Raw genomic sequence first — 18,961 nt, 5'->3', positions numbered from 1 at the left:
CAGAATAACAAAGCAAAAGGACGCTCAAATAGCGTCCTTTTCGTTGGGCTCATGGCTTAGCTCAGGAGTTTACACATCAGCGGCCTAGCTTTTTGGAAAACTCCAGATAGCGATGCACCTCTTCCGCAGGAAACAGTAACTGATTGTTTTCCTGCACACTCGATAGCAGATTCTCGCGGGCATAGCGCTTGATGGTGCTTGGGGTCTTGTCTAACAAGGCGCAGACTTCTTCCAAGGTCAACATATCATTACTCATGGTTTGGCTCCTAAATGCTGTCACCGCGAAAGTATAGTAAGCCATTGCTAAATTTGCTTACTGACCTTAGTCCTAGTCGCGCTCTGCTTCAGCGTAAAATGTGATTTTAATCTTTTGATACGGGTTTTTAATCCAATCTGATGTTTTTCTGTGTTAACGTCTTCAGCTGTACCCACAGTCAACCTCCTACAGGCTGTAAAATAACAATTGGAAGACAACAATAATGAAAATCAAAAAGTGGATTAGCAGCATCGGCGTGCAAGTGGTTATTGCCATGCTGATTGGTGCAGTCGTTGGTAGCCTGATGGGCGCTGACGCCGCAATTTTTGCACCGTTAGGTACCTTATTTATCTCATTGATCAAGATGTTAGTTATCCCGCTGGTACTGGTGGCGATTGTCACGGGTTCAGCCAGTCTGGGCAACACACCCTCCGCCGGTAAAATTGGTATTGGCACCTTTGTGTTCTTTTTGTCCACCTCAGCCATTGCCGTTGTCTGGGCATTATTGATGGGTCACTGGTTTGAACCGGGTGTATCGGTCGATTTTAGCAATCAAGCTACACACGATTTGATGGAAATCACTGCTAAACAAGGTGAATTGCCAGGCGCAGTGGATACCATTATCGGCATGATCCCCACCAACGTGTTTGATTCGCTGACTAGCGGTAACATTCTGCAAATTTTGGTGTTCAGCATCTTCTTTGGTATCGCGTTGACCAAGGTGAAAGGTGAGGGGGCTGAAGCGCTGCAACGTGGCTTACAAACGGTATTAGATGCGCTGGTATGGATGATTACCAAAGTAATGGTGATTGCGCCGTTGGGGGTCTTTGGTTTGATGGCTGAAGCGGTAGGAACCTATGGTTTTGACCGTTTGAAAGTGGTGCTGGATCTATTCTGGGTTTACGTCGCGGCTATCTTGGTGTTTGGCTTTATTGTTTATCCGCTGTTGGTGCAGCTGATGTCGTCTGTCTCGGCGATTAAATTTATCAGCTTGATGAAAAAGCCGCAGGTGATGGCCTTGTCGACCGCGTCATCGATGGCGACTCTGCCAGTCAATATGCAAACCGTTGAGAAAGACTTCAAAGTCAGCAACGCCACTGCGTCATTTGTGCTGCCACTAGGTGCCACCATCAACATGACCGGCAACGCAATTTATTACGGTTTGGTGGCAATCTTCTTTGCCCAGATGTACCACATCGATCTGTCGATGACGGCTTATGCGGCAATCATTTTGACCTCGACGCTGGGCGCAGTTGGCCAAGCGGGTGTACCCGGCCCAACCTTCTTGGTGGTGGCGGTATTGCTGTCAGCGGGCATCCCAATTGATGGTTTGCCACTGCTGTTCGCGCTCGACCGTTTGTTTGACATGATCCGCACCGCGCTGAATATCTCAGGTGATGCGGCCTGTGCGATTATCATGGATAAGTACGCGCCGAAAGAGGCCGACAAAGTAGCGTAAACTGCGCTGTTTTAGCCAAACAAAAGCCACCGAGTTCGGTGGCTTTTTTGTACACTCACGGAAGTGATTAGTCTGCGTCACCTAGCGATAACAAGGTGGCGTTACCGCCAATTGCGGTGATGTTGTTGGTGCGCGTTTTCTCAGTCACAAACCGCTGCAGATAGTGTGGACCACCGGCTTTTGGCCCAGTACCAGACAGCCCTTGACCTCCAAAAGGTTGTACCCCCACAACCGCACCAATTTGGTTACGGTTGATATAGACGTTGCCCACATTGACTTTATCAGCCACTTCCAGCGCATGGCCTTCGTTGCGGCTGTGAATGCCCAACGTCAAACCAAAACCTGTGCTGTTGATTTCATCAATCACTTTCGGCAAGTCGGCCGCCTTGTAGCGAATCACATGCAGAATCGGGCCAAAATGCTCTTTGTCCAGCACTTTGATTGAGTTGATCTCAACCGCCGTTGGCGCCACAAAATGGCCTTTACTACAGGCGGGTGGCAGTTCAACCTGCTTCAGCAGTTTACCAACCTGCTTGATGTGCTCAATATGGCCATTAAGGTTCGATTTCGCCGTTGCATCGATCACGGGACCAACATCGGTTTGCAGCAGATTCGGATCGCCTATGCTTAACTCGTTCATTGCGCCTTTGAGCACATCTAAGGTACGTTCAGCGATATCCTCTTGCAGGTACAATACTCGCAGTGCTGAACAGCGTTGACCAGCGCTGGTAAATGATGACGCGACCACATCGTTGACCACCTGCTCAGGTTGAGAGGTGGAGTCGACCACCATGGCATTTTGGCCACCGGTTTCGGCAATCAACGGAATGATGGCGCCTTCGCGATTTGCTAAAGCACGGTTGATGGCTTTGGCAGTCCCCGTCGAGCCTGTAAAACATACGCCGCCGATACGTTCATCTGCGGTGAGTTTAGCGCCAACGCTGCCAGCACCCGGCAGATAATGCAGCACGTCAGCTGGAATACCTGCTTCGTGGGCAAGTTGCACCGCGCGATAGCCAATCAAACAGGTTTGTTCGGCCGGTTTGGCGATAACGGTGTTGCCGGTAGCTAACGCGGCAGTGATTTGGCCAAGGAAGATCGCCAGCGGGAAGTTCCATGGGCTGATACAAACGAACACGCCACGACCTTGCAAAAACAGTTCGTTGAGCTCACCTGTGGGGCCTTGCAGCAGTTCAGGTTTGCTCATCATCTTTTTCGCGTTGATGGCATAGTAACGACAGAAATCAACTGCTTCACGCACTTCATCGATACCATCTTGCAAGCTTTTACCTGCTTCGCGGGTGCAGAGGGCAATCAGTTCTTCGCGGTTTTCTTCCAGCAGATCGGCCAGTTTTTGCAATGCTGTTGCCCGTTGTGCTACTGGTGTACGGCACCAATCGCTAAATGCCACGCTGGCGCTACTGAGTGCTTGTTCGATCGCGGCATCGTCGGCATGAATCACACTGCCCACTTGTTCGGTGGTGTCGTAAGGGCTCAACACAGCTTGTGCGGTGCCGCTCAAGCTCTTGCCTGCCACTAACGGTGCGGCTTGCCATTGTTGTGATTTAAAGCGCTCAAGTGCGTTAAAGAACGGCATCGACTCAGAAATGATGTTCATATTCAATCCCTTGGAGTTTTTACGCTCACCGCCGTAGATATTGGTAGGTAGGGCGATTTTGTTATTGGCCAGGGTAGTAAATTTGCGTGCTGCCACAACTGGATGCTGGATCAGTGACTCAATCGGGGTTTTCGGGTCAATCAGTTTGTGCACAAATGAGCTATTGGCGCCGTTTTCCAGCAGGCGGCGTACTAAGTACGGCAGTAGGTCTTTATGGGCACCAATTGGCGCATAAATTCGAACCGTGAGTTTGTCGGTGGCTGCCAGCAGTGTGTCGTACAGCTCTTGTCCCATGCCATGCAATCGTTGGAACTCGAATTGGCGTGTTCCGGCGATATTCATGATTGCCGCAACTGTTTGTGCGTTATGGGTCGCAAATTGCGGATAGATAACCCCTTGGGTTTTCTCAGACAACAGATACCGCGCACACGCCAAATATGACAAGTCAGTGTTGGTTTTGCGGGTATAAAGCGGATAACCCGCTTCGCCCCCTTGTTGCGCCCATTTCAGTTCGCTATCCCAATAGGCGCCTTTCACCAAACGCACCGGAATCACATCGCCTTGGCTTTTGGCCAGTTGGGTAATCCACAGCAGCACCGGCAACGCGCGCTTAGAGTAGGCTTGCACCACTAAGCCGAGTAAGCCCCAACCTTTGGCGACTTCAGAGATATAAAGCTTTGCAAACAGTTCGAGCGACAGTTCAAGTCGATCCACCTCTTCGGCATCGATTTGAATGCCCACGTTGAGGCTGCGTGCTTGTTCAATCAGTTTGATGACGGTGGCATACAGCTCAGTCATCACTCTTTCTTTGTTGGCGACTTCATAGCGGGGATGCAGTGCCGACAGCTTGATAGAAATGGTAGGGCGTGGCGCTTCAGTTTCATCGTATTGATTCGCGCCAAGTTCGGCGATGGCATGGGCATAATCGTTATAATACTTTTGCGCATCTTTGGCGGTTAACGCTGCTTCGCCGAGCATGTCGTAGGAGTGGGTGTAACCGAGTTTACGGCTCGCTTCGCTATTTTTCAGGGCTTCTTTAACTGAACGCCCCAACACAAACTGTTTGCCCATGATTTTCATCGCGGCATACATAGCTTGGCGTATCACCGGTTCGCCGACACGGTTGACTAAACGTTTCAATAAGTTGCTCGGGGTACCATCAATGTTTTTGTCCAACTTGATGATTTTACCGGTCAGCATTAGGCCCCAGGTAGAAGCGTTGACCAACACCGAATCGCTTTTTGATAGGTGTTCATCCCACTTAGCACCAGACAGTTTGTCATCAATCAGCGCATCTGCGGTGGCAGCATCAGGGATCCGCAGCAGTGCTTCAGCAAGACACATCAGAATAATGCCTTCCTGAGTTTCTAAGCTGTATTGCTGCAAAAAGGCATCGATACCGACCATTAAGCCTTTTTTGTCGTACTGGCGCACTTGGCTTACCAGATCGTGTGCCGCTTGGGTCACTTTAGTGACGGTTGCATCGTCGGCGGGCACCAATTGAATTAACTCTTGTAGGTACAGCTCTTCATCAACGATGTAATTGTCGCTGATGGCGCTAAAGAGTTGGTCGAGAGTGGCATTGTCATAATAGCCAGCAAGTACTTCGCTCGCTTTAAACATAGTTTTTATCCATCCAAGCCAGAAGGCAGTTAGGGTCTGCTAAACATCTCAAATATACAGCCAGCGCTTATCGTTTTTATTGAACATCAGGCGCTTACGCGCAGCGATTATACCTACAAAATGTGAGCTATAGCACTTATCTGGGTGTTATTGGGATCATTGTTTAGTTACTAGGTTTTTCAAATTGATTTACATAGTAAAAATAAAAAAGGCGATGTTTGAAAACATCGCCTTTGTATTGATTTATGTACGCTTAAAACCAACGATCGCGCTTTTTAGAACGCGGTCTTGGCAGATACACCAAAATTACCGCAATGAGTGCGCCGATTGCTGCAATAATGCCGCCTTCACGCCACATCTTATATTGGGCATCATCGTGTATCGCCGTTAGCTGTTGTTGTGCTTGATCGCGTGCATGAGTCACTTCTGCCAAGGCTTGTTTGACTTGTGCCAGCTCGGCGGTCAGTTGACTGAGCTGCTCCGGTTCATTGGCTTTGTCGCTGATGGCGGTTTGTAACTGTTGCTGCGCTTCGGTGAGCTGGTTTTGCAGTTCTGGCACCTGAAAGCGCAATGTCTGCTGGGTTGTCAAAAATTCTGTTTTAACCCAACCCTCACGGCCTTTATGGTCAACAATTTTGCTGTAATCACTCTCGGTTTCACCTGTGACAGTGACCGGTTGCCCCGCTTCAATACTGCCCAAAATACGGAACTGATTGCCTGGGCCGCCATGAATGTAGATATAAATGTCGTCAGAAATATAGCCAGCTTGTTCCTCGGCACTAGCAACCGATGCGAACGCTAATGCTCCTAGGAGTAAAATCCCTCTCAGCACGGGTCAAGTCTCTCTCAATAAGTGTTGCGTCCATGCTAGGGGATCTTGCCTTAGAAATGCAAGAGGGAAGCGCTGAGCTTCCCTCTTATCAACTTGATTTTTCCTGATTTTACTCAGCCAGTTGGGTTTAGCCGAAGATACCTTTAATGGTGAAGAAAAACAGGATAGACAAGCCAGCGCCAGCAGGCAGCGTCACTACCCAGGACACTACGATGTTACGCACCACGTTGATGTTGATGGCCGCAATACCTCGCGCCATACCCACACCGAGCACCGCACCCACCAGTGTTTGGGTGGTAGAGATTGGCAAACCAGTACCTGATGCAATCACCACTGTACTTGCTGCTGCCAGCTCTGCCGCAAAACCACGGCTTGGGGTCAAGTGAGTGATATTCTTACCGATGGTTTGCATTACGCGCTTACCAAATATAGCCAAGCCGAATACGATACCAAACGCGCCAACCGGCAGAATCCACCACACCAACGGTGATTTACTGGCGATCTCACCGCCGCTACTGACCACTGAAACTACCGCAGCCAATGGGCCAATCGCGTTGGCAACGTCGTTTGAACCGTGCGCAAATGCCATACAGCAAGCGGTCACAATCATCAGAATACCAAACACCTTTTCTACGTTGTTGTAGTTGGCTTGGCGTTCATTCTTAGGGTTCATTTTCAAACGTTGGATGGCAAACTTACCGCAGATACCTACAACAACGGCAATCGCAATTGCTAAACCGTAGGCTTCAACGGGTTCCAGTTTTAAACCAACGTGTTTCAGCCCTTTAGTGATAGTCACCAGTGACATCACAAACGCGGCAACTGCCATATAAAATGGGACATATTTCTTAGCGTTTTTCAGCGGATCATCAGTATTGAAAATCAACTTTTGCACGCTTTGGAAAATGGAGAAGGCGATAAAACCGGAAATCGCAGGGGTGATAATCCACGATCCTACAATACCGCCTACCTTGCCCCAAGCAACAGACTCGCTGCCAACACCCACAGCCGCAAAACCAATAATCGCCCCCACGATTGAGTGAGTAGTGGATACCGGCCAGCCAAGCGCAGATGCAACAACCAACCAGATACCCGCTGCAAGCAGCGAGGCAATCATGCCGTAAACCAGCAGTTCTGGAGTATCAACAAAAAACTTTGAGTCGATAATGCCGTTACGGATTGTGCTGGTCACTTCGCCACCGGCTAAGTAAGCCCCCGCAAACTCAAAAATCATCGCGATAACAATCGCTTGCTTAATGGTAACTGCGTTGGCACCCACAGATGTGCCCATCGCATTTGCTACGTCGTTGGCTCCAATACCCCAAGCCATAAGAAATCCAAAGACAGCAGCAATTCCGATCAACCAAGGACCGTTAGTTACTAATACCTCAACCATACTGTAACCTTGTAATGTTATTCTTTTTAAACGCGAGCTAACATCAGCTCAAGACGAGAACCAACCCGTTCCGCAAGATCCGCTAGGTCTCCGACCCATTCAATTACCTTATATAGAATCATTACGTCGATTGGATTCAACCCTGGCTCTAATGCATAGAGTTGACGGCGGATCTGAATTTGCAGATCGTCAGTGTCTTCCTCAATGATATCGAGCTCGCTGATCATCTTGGCAACCAACTCTACTTCGCGGCCACGGAAGCCCGCTTCGAGCAGATCGTCAAGTTCGTTAATCGCTTCTTTTGCCAGTGCTACGGCATCTAAACAACGCTGTAGATAGGCGATGAAAGGAGTTTGAATTGCTTGTGGTACAAGCAATTGGCGGCCGATCACTCGACCAGAGATATCTTTTGCCTTGTTGGCGATTTTGTCTTGTTGGGTTAACAGCTCCAACAAATCGGTTCGCTCAACGGGCATAAACAAACCACCGGGCAATGTCAGACGAATTTCACGCTTCAATGTATCAGCGTCTTTTTCTTCCTGACTGATGGTTTTGCGAATGGTGACTGCACTGTCCCAATCTCCGGCATTGGCAGCCTCAAAAAAAGGTACCAGCAAAGATGCACAATCGTATACTTTGTCGATATGCTCTTGCAGCGGTTTAATCGGCGACTTGGCGAACACGCCTAAAATAGAGTTTACTGGCATAGCCGTTTACCTACTCAGCTTAGTTCCACTATTGGAAACGCGGGCGAATGTTACCCCATGCGCCCATTTATTGAAACTGTGTTTTTTCATACATAACCACAGTTTTAATTTATTTGGGTTATATATCAAGCGCGCAGAGAGTAAGACACTTTTATGACAATTGTGTGACATATAAGTGTATGTGTGACAATTTTATGATGATTTCATGACTGAGTGAGCGATTTAGCCGATGTCGAACAATGCACAACCACAAGAGATAGAGCTGAAATTATTATTGGCGCCTGAGTCCATTAGCGCCTTAAAAACCACCGTTAATCAGTTAGCCAACGTTGAAGCGGGTCAACAGAAGACCTTAGTAAACCGCTATTTTGATACGCCATCACTGGCGTTACGTCAGTTGGATATGGGCTTGCGCGTGCGCGGTTGCAATGGGGCGCTGGAGCAAACCATTAAAACCGCAGGTAAGGTGGTCGGTGGTCTTCATAGCCGCCCTGAATACAATGTCGATATCAATTCAGAAGAACCTACATTGGCGTTGTTCCCGGCAGAAATTTGGCCAGAAGGCACTGATGTGGCAGCGTTGCAGCAACAACTGCGCTGCATTTTTAGTACTGACTTTGTGCGAACAATTTGGTTAATTCAGCGCGCTGATGCTGAAGTAGAAGTGGCTTTTGACCAAGGCACAGTCGCGGCCAATGGTAAACAAGAGCCTATTTGTGAATTGGAGTTTGAACTGTTTTCCGGTGATGCCAACGCATTACTTACCTTAGCTAAACAAGTGGCGGCGGTGGTGCCCGTAAGATTAGGCAAAGCGAGCAAGGCACAGCGCGGTTATCGCTTATCTGGGCAGCAACAGGCTAAGCAACCAACTCAGCCAGTGTTGACCAATATGAACTTAACTGAGTGGTTAAGCGCTTGGCAGCTGTTAGAAGAGGCGATTTATTGCTTTGGCGATGACTGCGAGTTAGCTCAGCAGTATTGGCAATGGTTAGCCGAGTTACAGGCAGCACTACCGCGAGTTCTCGGTGAGCGGGCATTGGATGAGGCGATAAGTGGTTTAGCCTTGTGGATAATTGGCGAAACCCAAACCGCATCAAGCTTGGCGCCAGCGCAGAAATTGACTGCATTGCAACACGATGTGCGTTACGGCCAACTGCAATTGCAGCTGTTAGCGATACTGATGGCGCAAGCGGCGTAGAATCACGCGCAAGAGGCTTATTCCTCGGCTTAATCTGATGGGGTGGATTGTGCCGAGGGATTTGCTTGCTGCGATTTAGCCTCAGTAAGAGCCTGTTTTAAATGAGTAATCTCGCTCATCATCTGCTGTTGATTCTGCTCCATGCGGCTGAGAACTACGGCTAACTCCTCACGCATCTCTTTGCGTTGGCTTTCTCTATTTTCCTCTTCATCTGGGGCGACAAATAACGAGGCCATATACCCCGAAATCACCCCGAAGAAGCTCACCCCACAGACGATGACAATAGCGCCAATCACATGGCCCACGGTGGTCACCGGGTAAAAATCACCGTAGCCAACGGTTGAGATAGTCACCAGCGACCACCAGATGGCATCTTCCGCAGATTTGATATTGGCACTGTCGATGCCGCTTTCCACTAACAAAATCATTACCGAAGAGAAGGCAATAATCGTCACCATTGCCACCATAAGGCTGGCGAGGGTGGCTTGTCGCCGCTGTTTGAGCAGTACCGCAATGATTGAGCGGCTCATTCGGATCAGCCGAATAACCCGTAAAATTTGGAATAGTCGAGCAAAACGCAGCGGTTCGATGGCAGGAATACTGGCGATAAAATCGATCCAGTGCAGTTTGAGAAAGCCTTTTTTGTCATTTGCTTGCAACAGACCGACAAAAAAGTGCAATAAGAAGATCACGCAAATACTGGTATCGATAAGAAACAGTAAGCGTTTGGTCTCTTTATCCATGGGCACAAACGTCATCAGGATGATCAGAATCACTGAGATAAACGATAACAGCATCATTGCCAACTCAAACGGGCTGACAATCTCCTTTGCTACAAACCAACGGTATTTATGTGCCATGAGGTGGTTGGGCTTTTTGTCACCATAGTGACAGGTTAAAAAGAATCCATTCGCCTGTAAACGGCAAAATCAGTCTTGTTCTTTCACGTAGTTGACGAGGTCTTCTAACACCCGCTTTTTGATGTCGAGCTGGGCTTCGACGGGGAGACCGTATTTTTCCGCTAATTGCACATAGTCTTCAGCGCTCAGCGACACGGTTAGACGCGGACGTTTGGGGCGGCGTGCGACGCTCAGCCCCAAAATCATGCGGATTTGATCTGATGGGCTAACCCCCGTATCCAATGCGGCTTTGCGAATGGAGTACTGGAAATTTTCATCCAAGTCGAAGGCGACTTGAGTGGCTTTGGCGGCCTTTTGGTTCTGCAGCCATTTTTCCGGTAACGGGTGGTCTTTACTCATTGAACTTTACTCTCCGGGCCAATACTCGCGAATATCACTCAACGGACGGTAGAGGGTCAGCATCACATCTGTGTCGCCGCCTTCGTACACTTCAATCTCGATGGCGTGAGCTTCTTGGCTATCCAATAACTCATAGGATTCAAAAGGTTCACCCGGATCATTTTCCATATATTGAGACGGTTTACCATTGCGATAGTCTTTTCTATGGAAGTATCCGAACTGGGCGAAACCTGTTTGATAGTACTGCTGGCCGAGCCACTGTTCAAAGTCAGCGGTTGCTGATGTGATGGGCAGCGGTGCCAATTGGGCTTTGCCTGGTTCATCAAAAATCTCGGCAAAGGCATCCATATCGAACAGTGCTTCAACATCCGCACGGGGCAGTTTAATAGAGAAACTCAACCAGACTTCATCGTCCTCATCGAGTCCCATAAACAGAGTATCACCAAGTTTGCCTTTCAGCACCCATTCAGGAGAGTGTTGGCGCTCAAATTCATAAGTATTGACCGCCTCAACGCGTAACTGCTGCCCCCGCAACTGCGGAGGCAGGGCAAAACTGTCGTCGAGGGAGATCATATCGCCGACGTTAAGCTGCGATGGATGGTTTAGCGTCCGTGCCGGTTGCTTCTCATCGCTGCCAAACAGCTTGCCAAAGAAGCCCATCCTTAGGCTCCTTTCTTAGCTTTCAAACGTTCCAGTACGTCGTTGGCGCTGTTTTTCTGTTCGCCGATACCAGCTTCAGCCAACTTGGCCTTGAGTGACTTATCGCTGTTTTCATCTTCCAGCGTTTCAGCTGCTTTCAGGCGGTCATCAAATTGTTGCTGACGTGCTTTAATACGCTCCAGTGAATCTTTTGCATTCAGCAGCTTAGAGTTGCTAGACGCAAATGAGTCAGTGATTGAAGCGGTTGCTTTCTGCACGCTTTCGGTGGTTTTTACCATCGACAGTTGGCGTTGGTAATCAGCCAATTGACGCTCGGTTTTCTTCACCAGATCTTTCAAACGAACGGCATGGTCGCTAAAACTTTGGTTCGCCGTAGTTTGCTCTTCCAGTTGCTGTTCCAGCTCAGCAATTTTTTGGGCAACTTCTAACGCCAGTGGCTCATTGCCTTTTTCAAGCGCTTGGGTGGCATAACCTTCATGTTCTGCGATAGAACGCTTCAGACGTTCTACTTCACGTGCTGCTTGCATCTCTTTTGCCATCACATCGGTTAGGTCGCGTTTGGCTTTAGTGAGATGCTTTTCAGCATCGCGGATCTCTTGTTCAAAAATACGGGTGGCGTTGGCGTCGACAATTCCTTGGCCGATCTCAGTGGCGCCGCCGCGAAATGCGGTCAGAATTTTATTTAAAATACCCATGATGTGGCTCCTTATTTCAAATAGTCGACCAACTCGTCGATAACTTCCAAACAGTTGTCTGAAAGCACTGACAATTCTTGTTCGATTTCCAGCAAGCTGGATTCAAGTGACAAGGCGCCGAATAGCACATACTTGTCGTCAATTTTGGCGAATGAAGAGAGTGGCATTGGAATGTTCAGCCCCAACATGGTTTCGAACATTTCAGTGCGGGTTTCAGGCTTAACTTCCTCTTCACCCCACAGATAGCTAATGCACAGCACTTGGTTTTCCGTGACCGATACGAAAATCGGGATCTCTTCACGGCCAACCACGTTCACTTGTAATACTTCCACGTCCCCATCAATGGGGTAACAGTCAAACCGAAAACCGGTAGAGCTGTTGTCGCCAATTCCGTTCAGATGGTTGGCAATAGTGTGAATATTCATTTTGCTCCTCGCTGACATATTATGTCTGTGGATTAAGATAGCACTGAGACATATTATGTCAAGCGTTATCTCGGATATTTAAAATGTCGCTATGCCTTGATTATCACTCCACGCCTGTTGGTGATAGTGATACAGCTGCAACGACCCAAGTGTGTTGACCTGCACTTGGTCTAACTTGTCATAAAAATGGTTCGGAAATTCAAATGCCGCGTGTACTAAACCAGCGGTAAGCCATTCATCTTCAACCGGCAGTTGTTGCATACTCGCTAAACGTTGCTGGGCGTTTTGGCCGCGCAGTGTGCCTATGGTCCAGCCCCATTCGCCAAAGCTTGGCACATTATGGTGATATTGCTTGGTATCAAAACCTGCCGCCGTTAAGGTTTTACCGACCGATAAAAAGGCTTTAGTAGCATGATAAGGTGAGGTGGATTGAATCGTCATCGCGCCATCACCACTGAGCAGTTGCCCGAGCTTACGATAGAACAGGTCGGAATAGAGCTTGTTCAAATCGGGGTGCGAAGGGTCGGGCAGATCCACAATGATGGCGTCGTACTTTTTACCTTGCTCCAGCAGCTTATCAACTCCGTTAAAGGCATCGGCAATCATTACCTCGACTCGCGGCTCATGAAAGGCATCGCCATTTAACTGCAGTAGCGCCTGTTGCAGTCGCTGCGGCATATCCGCAGGTGGCTCGGAAAAGAGTTTGATCATCTCCGCATCTAAATCGACCAGTGTGACATGTTTGGGTTGCCATTTAAAAATCTGTTTTAGCGCCAAACCATCACCACCGCCAATCACCAAAATATTGTCCTGGCGGGCACTGGCTGCCAAGGTTGGGTGGACTAAATACGCATGGTAGATATGCTCATCAATCGATGAGAACTGTAAGCGACCATTGAGGTAGAGCGAATACACTGGCGCTTGCTGGTTGCCCATCAAACGTTCGGTAAAGTTGATTTGCTGAAAGCGTGTCGCCTTGGCGTAAATCACCTTGTCTTGGTAAAGCAAATTATTAAAGCTTTGCTCCCAAAATGGCCCTTTAATAGCCAGCATCAGTAACACGCCAGCAACGAGCGTATGGGCGACTATCAACCCGTTTGCGGCGCTAATGCGGTCGCGAAAACGAAGAATAAACACTAGGCCAGCCAGCAAGTTAAACGCGGCGGTGATCGAGGCGGCCAGTTGAGTATCCAGTGCCAACATAAAGCCAACCCAAATTGCTGCACCCACACCAGCGCCAATATAATCCGCGCCATAAATGGTGCCCGCGTTATGCAACAGGTGTTCTTCTGACAATGCTTGACGAACCCGCGCAATCAGGGGGATCTCCATGCCAATCATCAACCCCAACAACACGCCCCAGACATACGGCAGATAGACGGACAACTTTTGAAAGCTGCCAATAAAGCCGCCATTGGGCAGTTGATCGGGTGGTAAACCGAGGGTTTCTGCAACGATTTTCGGCAGTTCATGGCCAAAGCCGATAATGGCTGCGGTTGCCAAAATCGCTAACGAGCCAATAAAGGCAACGGTGAGTTCAAGCAAGGCAAAGCCAGTGAAAGCGGACTTGATATGCCGTGCCGCAAAGGCACCCAAGCCCATCGATACAATCATCAAGCCAATCATGGTGTAGATGGCGGCTTCTAAAGCGCCAAGTACCCGTCCGGCGTAGTGGGATAACAGATATTCGTAGATAAGACCGCAAGCAGCGAGAACCCCCATGATGCCAAGCAGCAACATGTCATCAAACCAATGGGGACCACGCCGCGATTGCGCCTGCATGGGAGTGGTGGACATCAGCTTATGCCATCAATCCAGTCATGATGATCGCGACTGCGATGCTAATGGCCATCTCAACCGCAGCAAGGCCGATGTTTTGTTGGCGTTCAATCTCATCCGACAGGTTGATGCGAGCCAGCACCAGTTTTTTCACCAGCCACAGCAAAATGCTGAGTACCAACAACATCACCAAGGAAAACACAAACCAGCCAAACAGATTGGTCATGTAAGCCGTTGGCTCATACAGCATAAAATGGCTGGCGGCGTTAAAGGTAAAGCCCATGGCAATCATACTGCCGGCATGACGAATCGCCAGCGCGGTATTGCCTTCTTGCAGCGCTTGCTGCAGATCTTGGCCGAGATTGCGGCGGCGATAGGTGATTTCCAGCGCGCGCGTCAACACCACTAACATCAGCTGCGACACAATAAAGGCGCTAAAAATGGCGATAAAAGTGTTTACGGTTAGATCTTCAGCCCACAGCAATACCGCGCGGATCACCAGCGCGGTTGCCATTGCCGCGGCGGCATCCACAATGGCGACGGGAATATTGCCTTTTAAAATCGCAGCAGTTTTATCCACTTGATTTAACGCGACTTTGTCGTGAATAAAACGGCCAAATTTAATCAGCACTAAACCACATACACCGTAAGCTGCCATGCCGATCGCTTCTTGGGCGTAGGTATGTGCTGCCGCGCCAGTAATGGCGCCAGTGAGCACAATCCCCAGCGCCGCAACCGCACCGGCAGTGCTAATCCCAAAGGCAAAATTATCGCGTACTGCCAGTTCGTCACTGCTATTGACCTTAGCGCTCCAACCTTGCATGTAGCGGATAACCGTCAGCAGTAACACCGCAATGCCAAGGTCAATGGCCAGCATGGTCACCAATTCTTGAGTAATACCGAAGTCCTGAAAAAGCGTCATTGTCGTTCCTTAATTCTTTGTCAGTTATTTACCGCGGCTAATACCACGAGTGGTGCGGGAACTGGAGTTTCTAAAACTACTGTCCTTGGCATAGTTAGAACGGAAGGTGCTACTGCTACTCTTCGATTGACTTGCCGAGGTGGTTGGTTTTGGGGTGCTGGTGCTTTGGCGAGAGAGCGCACTTGAGCCAGTTCTTGATTTGGCATACGGGCTATCAAAGCGCTTCCCCTGAGAATCAAAGCTTTTCTTGGTGCGTTGATAAACGCTATCCTGCGTCCGGCGTTGCTCCGGCGAAGAATAGCGATAGCGGCCAACATCGTTGTAATAGCTGTAGTCGCGGTGACGTGACCAGTTGTCGTAGTAAATGGGGCGATTAAAGATGTTATTGAACATCGAGTACATGCCATACCATTCCCAGAACGACATGCCGCTACTGTCAGTGCGCCAATGGCCATACGATGGGTTACCGACCAATTGGCTACCCGCGCCGTAATTTTCAGCACCATTTGCCAGCTTTGAGGCTTCGTTACTGATGGCGTTTACCCGCGCTAAGGTGCCATTGGACATATCGGCCACCACGTTCAGAGGATCGGACAACATATCGTTATATTGAGTGGGATCTGCCGCCTCGTAGATATTTTGCAGTTCGGCAAGTTGAGTGGCTTTATCGGGAAAGTTGGCGCTGTTGCTGGCATCGCTCAGCCGTTGTTGCAGCGACTTAAACATCGGGCCCTCAGCGGTGGCGTCTAAGCCCAGCTGTGTGAGCAGCGGTTTAAGATCGCTGCGTTCGCTGGCTAATAACTCAGTGTAATGCTTGAGCAGCATCGCGTTGCGGATTTCGCCATTATCCAACATTTGGCTTAAGCGACTGAGTCGTTGATTATCTGCTTGTTGCAGCTGCGCGATACGTTCAGCGGTGTCATCACCACATCCTGTAAGCGATAGCAGCAGTAATACGCCGACAATCCGGATAAAAATCCTCGCCATGTCATCTCCATTGTTTATAAATCATCAGCACGAAACACTCTGTTCTCATCCGACCATATGCCTCGGCCTAGAGTTGGTGTAATCTGTTCGACTGATAAAGGCGTTGCCTGTTATATCTCTGCACCATATCAACAAATTTTGATGCATGATACAAACCCAGAGTGAGCTGATCTATAGCATACATTGACATAATATGTCGAACGAATTTTAGCGAGGGCGATTCGGTAATGACGTTAGAGCGGGGCGAATACCAGTCTGAGTTGCTCAACCAAGCGGCTGACAAATATCTAGCAGATCTCAAGCAAGTATGGCCTGAGTGGCAGTCTTTGACGGCACAGCAATTAACCCAGTTACACCATGTACTCGGTTTGAGCGATTTTGTCGCTGAGCAACTGTTGCGTCATCCACACTGGATTGTCGACTTCTTCGAGACAGAATTTAACGTGCCTGAACGGCAGCATTTTGCCCGTCATATCGCTGAGCTAATGCGCGATGTTCACGACGAAGAAGATGCTAAAGCAAAATTGCGCCAATACCGTAATCAGCAGATGGTGCGGCTTGCATGGCGCGATTTTATGGGGCTTGCTCCGCTGGAAAATTCGTTACTCGATCTCTCGGTACTGGCCGAATCGCTGATTATTGCCGCCCGTGATTGGCTTTATGATGAGATGTGCAGCTCGCTGGGGATGCCGTGTGATAAACATGGCCAAGCGCAGCCGTTGATGATCCTCGGGATGGGCAAACTCGGTGGCCGTGAGCTCAATTTCTCCTCCGATATCGATCTGATTTTTACCTTCCCAGAACATGGTGAAACTGTGGGCGGTCGCCGCACCCTCGACAACCAACAATTCTTTATCCGTATGGGGCAGCGCTTGGTAAATCTGCTTGGGCAGGTCACGACAGATGGCTTTGTCTTCCGCGTTGATATGCGTTTACGCCCTTATGGTGAAAGTGGCCCGCTGGTGGTCAGTTACAGCGCGTTGGAAGATTACTATCAAGAGCAGGGGCGTGAGTGGGAACGTTACGCCATGGTGAAAGCGCGTGCGTTAGGGCCGTGGAACCGATACTCAGATCAACTGCACGATTTGCTGCGTCCGTTTATCTATCGCCGTTATATCGATTTCTCCGCCATCGACTCGTTGCGGCGGATGAAACAGTTGATTGCCCAGGAAGTACGTCGTCGCCAGTTGACCGATAACATCAAGTTAGGCGCGGGTGGCATTCGCGAAGTGGAATTCGTGGTGCAAAGTTTTCAGCTGATCCGCGGTGGTCGTGAGCCAGAGCTGCGCTGTCAGAGTATCTACGAAGCAATTGACGCCCTGTATCAACTGCATCAAATGGATTACTTTGCTGCTGACGAACTGCGCCAAAGTTACAGTCTGCTGCGACGGGTCGAGAATTTGTTGCAAGCGATCAACGATAAACAAACCCAAACCTTGCCGTCGGACGGTCTGAGCTGGCACCGATTGTGTTATGCCACCGATACCGCCAATGAAGCGCAGCTGCGCGCTGAAATCGAAGCGGCGATGAAGAAGATCCACCGTCATTTCCGCGATGCCGTCGGCGGTGAAGAGAACACTGATGCCACTTACGACTGTTGGACTGTGCAGCTGTGGTGCGCACATCAACTGAATGATGCCAAGTTGATGCTCAAAGAGCATGGCGTCGAAGACGATGCCTTGGCGGAGCGACTGTTCCAGTGGAAAGATGCGATTGCGCGTCGCTCGATTGGGCCGCGTGGTCGTGAAACGCTCGACAAATTAATGCCTAAGTTGTTGGAAGAGATTGGTCTGTGTGCTGCGCCTGTTGATGCCTTTGTGCCGGTCAGCGGCGTGCTGGAACAGATCCTAACCCGCACCACCTATTTAGAGTTGCTGTATGAAAATCCGGGGGCGCGACAACAGTTAATTAGCCTCTGTAGCGCCAGTCCGTGGATTGCCTCCGAGTTAGCCCGCTTTCCAATGCTGCTTGATGAGCTGATTGATCCGGCACAGTTATACAACACTACTTCGCTTGATGATTACGCCAGTGAGTTGCGCCAATATCTGCTGCGCATCCCCGCTGATGATATGGAACAGCTGATGGAAGGCATGCGCCAATTCAAGCTGTCACAACAGTTAAAGATTGCCGCCGCCGATGTCACCGGTGTGCTGCCGGTGATGCAGGTCAGCGATCACTTAACCTTTTTAGCTGAAGCCCTGATTGAGCAAGTGGTGCATTACGCTTGGCTGCAACTGACCGAACGTTATGGCACGCCAAACGGCGTAGAAGCCGGTGATATGGCATTTGCGGTGGTGGGTTATGGCAAACTCGGCGGCATCGAGTTGGGTTATGGTTCCGATCTCGACCTCGTGTTTTTACATAACGCGCCGGAAGGGATGACAAATGGCGATAAGCAGATTGAAGTCGGGCTGTTTTATGCCAAGTTAGCCCAACGTATTCAGCATCTGTTTTCTACGCGCACCGTGTCCGGCATCCTCTACGAAGTGGATTTACGCTTACGCCCGAGCGGCGCTTCTGGCTTACTGGTCAGTAGCATCGACAGCTTTGCTGATTACCAGCGCGAACAAGCCTGGACATGGGAACATCAAGCGTTGGTGCGAGCACGCTTTATTCATGGTGATGCGGCGCTGGCCGAGCGCTTTGCTGATATTCGCACCGAAGTGCTGAGTCGCAGCCGCGATACCAAGACCTTGGCCACCGAAGTGCATCAGATGCGGCTGAAGATGCGTGAGCATCTGCTTAAAGTGCCGAAAGGGATGTTCGATCTAAAGCAAAGCCCAGGTGGGATTGCTGATATTGAATTCATTGCCCAATTTTTAGTGCTGGCACATGCCCAGCAATATCACGAGTTGTGTGTCTGGTCTGATAACGTACGCATTTTTGAGGTTGCCGCCGATTTGGAGTTGCTGCCGGTGATGTGCGCTCAGGCGTTGACCCAAATTTACTGCCAATTACGCGATGAAAGTCATCATTTGACCTTAGCGGGGAAACCTTCCCATTTACCGCTCGAAGAGGTGGCGCGCCAAGCCACACAGGTGGTGGAGATTTATGGCGATATCCTTGGGCCAGAAAAGCAGCAAAGTGAATAATGCGCCGCATCAAGTGCAAGGAATTCGCAAAAACAGCTGCTAAGATAGCAGCG

16 protein-coding genes are annotated in these 18,961 nt (G+C 49.6%); 3 read left to right on the top strand and 13 right to left on the bottom strand.

The genetic code is table 11. The features are described 5' to 3' along the window. Positions 1–76 precede the first annotated feature (76 nt). Positions 77–256: a helix-turn-helix domain-containing protein gene (locus tag JYB87_RS14875; protein WP_207354243.1), complete on the bottom strand. Its 180-nt coding sequence runs from the start codon at positions 254–256 to the stop codon at positions 77–79. 223 nt (positions 257–479) lie between these two features. Here JYB87_RS14875 and JYB87_RS14870 point away from each other — a divergent pair, with 223 nt between their 5' ends. Then, positions 480–1,715: a dicarboxylate/amino acid:cation symporter gene (locus JYB87_RS14870; RefSeq protein WP_207354242.1), complete on the top strand. Its 1,236-nt coding sequence runs from the start codon at positions 480–482 to the stop codon at positions 1,713–1,715. Between the two features lie 67 nt (positions 1,716–1,782). Here the strand turns inward: JYB87_RS14870 and putA are convergent, their stop codons facing one another. From putA to JYB87_RS14850, 4 genes are all read right to left on the bottom strand, one after another. After that, positions 1,783–4,956 (bottom strand): bifunctional proline dehydrogenase/L-glutamate gamma-semialdehyde dehydrogenase PutA, encoded by a 3,174-nt coding sequence (gene putA / locus JYB87_RS14865; protein WP_207354241.1) that lies wholly within the window; start codon positions 4,954–4,956, stop codon positions 1,783–1,785. Between the two features lie 253 nt (positions 4,957–5,209). Beyond that, the gene (locus tag JYB87_RS14860) at positions 5,210–5,788 is read right to left on the bottom strand and encodes a TIGR04211 family SH3 domain-containing protein (RefSeq protein ID WP_228729882.1); all 579 of its coding nucleotides are present in this window, start codon (positions 5,786–5,788) and stop codon (positions 5,210–5,212) included. A gap of 127 nt (positions 5,789–5,915) precedes the next feature. After that, positions 5,916–7,184 carry an inorganic phosphate transporter gene (locus tag JYB87_RS14855; RefSeq protein WP_207354240.1) on the bottom strand — a complete coding sequence of 423 codons (1,269 nt, stop codon included), beginning with the start codon at positions 7,182–7,184 and terminating at the stop codon, positions 5,916–5,918. A 26-nt stretch (positions 7,185–7,210) separates the two neighbouring features. Next, positions 7,211–7,891: a TIGR00153 family protein gene (locus tag JYB87_RS14850; protein ID WP_207354239.1), complete on the bottom strand. Its 681-nt coding sequence runs from the start codon at positions 7,889–7,891 to the stop codon at positions 7,211–7,213. A gap of 229 nt (positions 7,892–8,120) precedes the next feature. Between JYB87_RS14850 and JYB87_RS14845 the strand changes: the two genes are divergently transcribed. Continuing rightward, complete coding sequence (locus tag JYB87_RS14845; protein WP_207354238.1) at positions 8,121–9,089, top strand: CYTH domain-containing protein; 969 nt, start codon at positions 8,121–8,123, stop codon at positions 9,087–9,089. Between the two features lie 29 nt (positions 9,090–9,118). Here the strand turns inward: JYB87_RS14845 and JYB87_RS14840 are convergent, their stop codons facing one another. The 8 genes from JYB87_RS14840 to JYB87_RS14805 form a co-directional block, all read right to left on the bottom strand. Further along, positions 9,119–9,949: an ion transporter gene (locus JYB87_RS14840; RefSeq protein WP_207354237.1), complete on the bottom strand. Its 831-nt coding sequence runs from the start codon at positions 9,947–9,949 to the stop codon at positions 9,119–9,121. Positions 9,950–10,018: 69 nt separating this feature from the next. Beyond that, positions 10,019–10,348 carry a hypothetical protein gene (locus JYB87_RS14835; RefSeq protein WP_207354236.1) on the bottom strand — a complete coding sequence of 110 codons (330 nt, stop codon included), beginning with the start codon at positions 10,346–10,348 and terminating at the stop codon, positions 10,019–10,021. Positions 10,349–10,354: 6 nt separating this feature from the next. Next, positions 10,355–11,008: a hypothetical protein gene (locus JYB87_RS14830; RefSeq protein ID WP_207354235.1), complete on the bottom strand. Its 654-nt coding sequence runs from the start codon at positions 11,006–11,008 to the stop codon at positions 10,355–10,357. A gap of 2 nt (positions 11,009–11,010) precedes the next feature. Then, positions 11,011–11,703, bottom strand: a complete 693-nt coding sequence (locus JYB87_RS14825; RefSeq protein WP_207354234.1) for a PspA/IM30 family protein — start codon at positions 11,701–11,703, stop codon at positions 11,011–11,013. A gap of 11 nt (positions 11,704–11,714) precedes the next feature. After that, a complete protein-coding gene (locus tag JYB87_RS14820; RefSeq protein ID WP_207354233.1) occupies positions 11,715–12,128 on the bottom strand; it encodes a YjfI family protein in 414 nt (137 codons plus the stop codon). 78 nt (positions 12,129–12,206) lie between these two features. Beyond that, the gene (locus JYB87_RS14815) at positions 12,207–13,925 is read right to left on the bottom strand and encodes a polyamine aminopropyltransferase (protein WP_207354232.1); all 1,719 of its coding nucleotides are present in this window, start codon (positions 13,923–13,925) and stop codon (positions 12,207–12,209) included. 4 nt (positions 13,926–13,929) lie between these two features. Continuing rightward, positions 13,930–14,829 carry a DUF350 domain-containing protein gene (locus JYB87_RS14810; protein WP_207354231.1) on the bottom strand — a complete coding sequence of 300 codons (900 nt, stop codon included), beginning with the start codon at positions 14,827–14,829 and terminating at the stop codon, positions 13,930–13,932. Between the two features lie 24 nt (positions 14,830–14,853). Further along, positions 14,854–15,816 (bottom strand): hypothetical protein, encoded by a 963-nt coding sequence (locus tag JYB87_RS14805; RefSeq protein WP_207354230.1) that lies wholly within the window; start codon positions 15,814–15,816, stop codon positions 14,854–14,856. Between the two features lie 227 nt (positions 15,817–16,043). Here JYB87_RS14805 and glnE point away from each other — a divergent pair, with 227 nt between their 5' ends. After that, positions 16,044–18,908 (top strand): bifunctional [glutamate--ammonia ligase]-adenylyl-L-tyrosine phosphorylase/[glutamate--ammonia-ligase] adenylyltransferase, encoded by a 2,865-nt coding sequence (gene glnE, locus JYB87_RS14800; protein ID WP_207354229.1) that lies wholly within the window; start codon positions 16,044–16,046, stop codon positions 18,906–18,908. Positions 18,909–18,961 lie beyond the last annotated feature (53 nt).

The sequence above is a fragment of the Shewanella avicenniae genome, assembly GCF_017354945.1.
Classification (GTDB): domain Bacteria; phylum Pseudomonadota; class Gammaproteobacteria; order Enterobacterales; family Shewanellaceae; genus Shewanella; species Shewanella avicenniae.
Note: the sequence above shows the minus strand (reverse complement) of the source record. Positions and strands in the feature narration are given on the sequence as shown.

Excerpts from the sequence above, each read along its gene's own strand:
- JYB87_RS14875 (WP_207354243.1), bottom strand. The coding sequence starts at position 256 with ATGAGTAATGATATGTTGACCTTGGAAGAAGTCTGCGCCTTGTTAGAC.
- JYB87_RS14870 (WP_207354242.1), top strand. The coding sequence starts at position 480 with ATGAAAATCAAAAAGTGGATTAGCAGCATCGGCGTGCAAGTGGTTATT.
- putA (WP_207354241.1), bottom strand. The coding sequence starts at position 4,956 with ATGTTTAAAGCGAGCGAAGTACTTGCTGGCTATTATGACAATGCCACT.
- JYB87_RS14855 (WP_207354240.1), bottom strand. The coding sequence starts at position 7,184 with ATGGTTGAGGTATTAGTAACTAACGGTCCTTGGTTGATCGGAATTGCT.
- JYB87_RS14850 (WP_207354239.1), bottom strand. The coding sequence starts at position 7,891 with ATGCCAGTAAACTCTATTTTAGGCGTGTTCGCCAAGTCGCCGATTAAA.
- JYB87_RS14845 (WP_207354238.1), top strand. The coding sequence starts at position 8,121 with ATGTCGAACAATGCACAACCACAAGAGATAGAGCTGAAATTATTATTG.
- JYB87_RS14840 (WP_207354237.1), bottom strand. The coding sequence starts at position 9,949 with ATGGCACATAAATACCGTTGGTTTGTAGCAAAGGAGATTGTCAGCCCG.
- JYB87_RS14835 (WP_207354236.1), bottom strand. The coding sequence starts at position 10,348 with ATGAGTAAAGACCACCCGTTACCGGAAAAATGGCTGCAGAACCAAAAG.
- JYB87_RS14830 (WP_207354235.1), bottom strand. The coding sequence starts at position 11,008 with ATGGGCTTCTTTGGCAAGCTGTTTGGCAGCGATGAGAAGCAACCGGCA.
- JYB87_RS14825 (WP_207354234.1), bottom strand. The coding sequence starts at position 11,703 with ATGGGTATTTTAAATAAAATTCTGACCGCATTTCGCGGCGGCGCCACT.
- JYB87_RS14820 (WP_207354233.1), bottom strand. The coding sequence starts at position 12,128 with ATGAATATTCACACTATTGCCAACCATCTGAACGGAATTGGCGACAAC.
- JYB87_RS14815 (WP_207354232.1), bottom strand. The coding sequence starts at position 13,925 with ATGTCCACCACTCCCATGCAGGCGCAATCGCGGCGTGGTCCCCATTGG.
- JYB87_RS14810 (WP_207354231.1), bottom strand. The coding sequence starts at position 14,829 with ATGACGCTTTTTCAGGACTTCGGTATTACTCAAGAATTGGTGACCATG.
- JYB87_RS14805 (WP_207354230.1), bottom strand. The coding sequence starts at position 15,816 with ATGGCGAGGATTTTTATCCGGATTGTCGGCGTATTACTGCTGCTATCG.
- glnE (WP_207354229.1), top strand. The coding sequence starts at position 16,044 with ATGACGTTAGAGCGGGGCGAATACCAGTCTGAGTTGCTCAACCAAGCG.